The 3,162-nt window shown below is 72.4% G+C and carries 4 protein-coding genes and 1 pseudogene; all 5 read right to left on the bottom strand.

From position 1 onward, the window contains the following. A partial coding sequence (locus GT354_RS24630) for a DAK2 domain-containing protein (protein ID WP_161358560.1) occupies window positions 1-261 on the bottom strand: 261 nt, incomplete at its 3' end. Further along, the gene (locus GT354_RS24625; RefSeq protein ID WP_161358559.1) at window positions 258-1,271 is read right to left on the bottom strand and encodes a dihydroxyacetone kinase subunit DhaK; all 1,014 of its coding nucleotides are present in this window, start codon (window positions 1,269-1,271) and stop codon (window positions 258-260) included. The genes GT354_RS24625 and GT354_RS24630, both read right to left, overlap by 4 nt. Then, window positions 1,249-1,713 carry an RpiB/LacA/LacB family sugar-phosphate isomerase gene (locus tag GT354_RS24620; protein WP_161358558.1) on the bottom strand — a complete coding sequence of 155 codons (465 nt, stop codon included), beginning with the start codon at window positions 1,711-1,713 and terminating at the stop codon, window positions 1,249-1,251. The genes GT354_RS24625 and GT354_RS24620 overlap by 23 nt, the downstream gene beginning before the upstream one ends. Beyond that, on the bottom strand, window positions 1,710-2,624 hold the full coding sequence (locus tag GT354_RS54445) for a sugar phosphate isomerase/epimerase (protein WP_161358557.1): 915 nt from the start codon (window positions 2,622-2,624) through the stop codon (window positions 1,710-1,712). Before GT354_RS54445 ends, GT354_RS24620 begins: the two co-directional genes overlap by 4 nt. A 91-nt stretch (window positions 2,625-2,715) precedes the next feature. After that, window positions 2,716-3,162 (bottom strand): annotated as a pseudogene (locus GT354_RS24610) (APC family permease); the annotation flags it as partial.

Raw genomic sequence — 3,162 nt, 5'->3', positions numbered from 1 at the left:
GGGGCCGATGCTGCCGCCGACGCCGGAGAACGCGCGGGCGACCGTGCGCAGCAGTTCCGCGGGGGGCCGGTCGGCAAAGGATGTGCGGTCGAGTTCGGCGATGACGCGGCGGAAGCCGATGACCATGGTGGCGCCGTGGTCGCCGTCGCCTGCGCCGGCGTCGAGTTCGTCGAGAAGGTTCTGCTCTTCGCCGAGGGCGCGGGCGAGCGCCCGGAGCCAGTTCTCGATGTCGCGGGTGGTGGGGGGCGTGCCGGTGGTCATCGTGATCCTCCGAGCGGGGGCAGGGTCAGGGGGGATCCCGGGGCGGCGATCAGGGCTTCGGTCTCGGGGGTCAGGAGGGTGGTGGTCAGGCTCACCCCGGCCATCTGGAGGCTGGTGAGGTATGCGCCGGCGTGGGCGAACACGGGTGTGGTGCCTTCCTTGCGGAGGAGTTCGACCGCCTCGCCGAGGACGATGTACGCCTCCATGAGGGGGGTCGCGCCGAAGGTGTTGACCAGGACCAGGGCGCGGGAGCCGGCCAGGGCGGGTTGGTCGTCCAGGAGCGCGTGGACCAGTTGGGCGGCGGTTTCGGCGGCGGTGCCGCGGGTTCGTCGTGACAGGCCGGTCTCGCCGTGCACGCCGATCCCGAAGCCCATCTCTGTGTCGGGGAGTTCGAAGGTGGGGCGGGCGGCTGCGGGCAGGTGGCAGGAGGACAGGGCGACGCCGATCGAGCGTGTGGCGTCGTTGACGCTCTCGGCGAGTGCGGCCACGTCGTCCAGGCTCGCGCCCCGGTCGGCGAGGGCTCCGGCGGCCTTGGCGACGACCACGCCGCCGGCCACGCCGCGGCGCTTGTGGGGGCTGTGTGCGGGCGCACTGGCCACGTCGTCGGTGATCAGGACGGTTCGGGAGGCGATGCCGGTGTCGGCGAGGAACTCGCCGGCGAGCCGGAAGTTCATCACGTCGCCCTCGTAGTTGCCGAACAGGAACAGTGCGCCGTCGGGTCGGTCGAGTGCCTGGACGACCTCGACGACCGGATCGGCCGCGGGGGCTGCGAAGACGTTGCCGACGGCAGCGGCGTCGGCAAGGCCGGGGCCCACCCAGCCGAGGAAGGCCGGTTCGTGTCCGGATCCGCCGCCGACGACGACGGAGATCCGTCGGCGCGGGTCGCTGTCGCGGGTGTACAGCCCGCGGCCGGAGGCGGTGAGCGCGACGCGGTCGTGGTGGGCGGCGGTGACGCCGCGCATCATGTCGTCGACGGCGTCGAAGGGGTCATTGACGAGGTGGCGTGCCAAGACGGTTCTCCAGATCTGCGATGAGGGCGATCTTGTCGGCGCTGGGCCCGCCTCGGAAGTCCTCGCCGAGCCAGACGTCCACGACTTCGAGCGCGGCCTGGACGCCGATGACGCGGGCGCCCATGGCCAGGACCTGGGCGTTGTTGCTGAGTCGGGCGCGGCGGGCGGAGTACGCGTCGTGGGCCAGGGCGGCGTACACGCCGGGGATCTTGTTGGCCACGACCGAGACCCCGATGCCGGTGCCGCAGCACAGGACGGCGCGGTCGTAGGTGCCGTCGGCGACTCGTCGGGCCACTCGCTCGGCGATCTCGGGGTAGGGAACGTCGTCGGTATCGACGCCGAAGTCGTCGAAGGCGATGGCGCGTTCGGTCAGGTGCGCGGCGATGGCGCGGCGCAGCGGGGCTCCGGCGTCGTCGCTGCCGAGCGCGATGCGGGGGGTCACATGGTCTCCAGCAGGTCGGTGAGGTAGCGCAGTCCGGCGGTCTGGGCGGTCAGGGCGTCGCCTCCGTAGTGCTCGACGCACAGGGGCCCGGCGTATCCCGCCGCGCGGGCGCGGTGCAGGGCGGCGCGGTAGTCGATGTCGCCGTCGGCGAGCGGGGTGGGCCAGGCGAGGTACGGGCCGTGGGGGTAGTTCTCCACGCGGCGGTAGTTCTTGACGTGCCAGTAGTTCATTCGGTCCAGGACCAGGTCGAGGGTCTGGCTCCAGGTCTCTTCCAGGGGGCGGGGGGCGCGGTGGAGGTTGGCGAGGTCGGCGTTGACGCCCAGGTTGGCCGCGCCGGTGGCCTCGATCAGGCGCATGGTCCGTGCGCCGGTGCCGACGAGGGTGTCCTCGTACAGTTCCAGGGAGAGTTCGATGCCGAAGTCGGCGGCCAGCGCGCACAGTTCGGTGAGCGCGGGCACGGCGCGGGTGTACTCCCGTTCGCCGTCGGTGGGGCCGGGTACCGACCAGAAGGCGCCCCAGTCGCGTTGGGCGGCGGTGAGGGGGCGGTGGAAGCCGATGGACAGGATCGGTGCGCCCAGTGCGGCGGCGGCCTCGATGGATCGGCGGGTGTAGGCGTAGTTGTCCGCCCCGTGTACGGGGTCGACGATGCTGCGTCTGATCACGGACAGGCCGGCGAGGGTGATGTCGTGGTCGGCGAGTTCGTCGGCGAGGGTGCGCAGTTGTCGGGGGGTCAGGTCGGCGGGTGAGATCCAGGTGTCGACCAGGTCCATGTGGCGAAAGCCCGATGCGCGGAATCGGCGCAGGTCGCCGCGCAGGACGTCGCTTGGGATGTCGCGGGTCGAGTCGGTGGTGGGACGCGGCGGCAGAGGCAGGGTGCTTCCGGCGATGGTCGGTGCGAAGGGGGTGCTCAACGAGGACTCCTGGGTGCGGGCCGGTGTCCGGTGGGCCGGAATCCGGCGGCGACGGGGCCGTGGCGGTGGGGGCGGGCGCCGTCGTGGCGGGTCAGGCAGCGGTTTCGCGCACTGCGGGTTCGGGGGCGGCGGGCTTGGTGTCGGAGGCGGCTATGGCCGCGTAGATCGCGGGTCTGTGACGGCGCAGGACGAGTGCGTAGGCGACGCCGAGGACGATGACGGCGGGCAGGGCCCAGGGCAGCGAGTTGACGGCGGTGGAGTCGCTGCCGGTGAGGGTCGAGTAGTTCGTCGTGGCGAGGCCGGTGACGGTGGCCAGGCCCGCGGCGCCGAGGCCGGAGAAGACGTAGAGGCTGGGCGAGCGGTGGCCGCGTTTGTGGAAGAAGACGATGACCGAGACGGCGACGGCGGTCTGCAGGAGCAGCAGTGCCAGGGTCGCGAGTCCGACGGTGCTGGTGCTGAGGGTGAGCAGGGGGTCGGCGCCGGCCAGGGCGAAGGCGCCGATGACGACGGCGGCGACGGCGATCTGGACGCCGCCGGC

The sequence above is a fragment of the Streptomyces sp. SID3343 genome (genome assembly GCF_009865215.1).
Classification (GTDB): Bacteria; Actinomycetota; Actinomycetes; order Streptomycetales; family Streptomycetaceae; genus Embleya.
The sequence above is the reverse complement of the archived record's forward strand: the minus strand, read 5'-3'. Positions and strand labels throughout refer to the sequence as shown.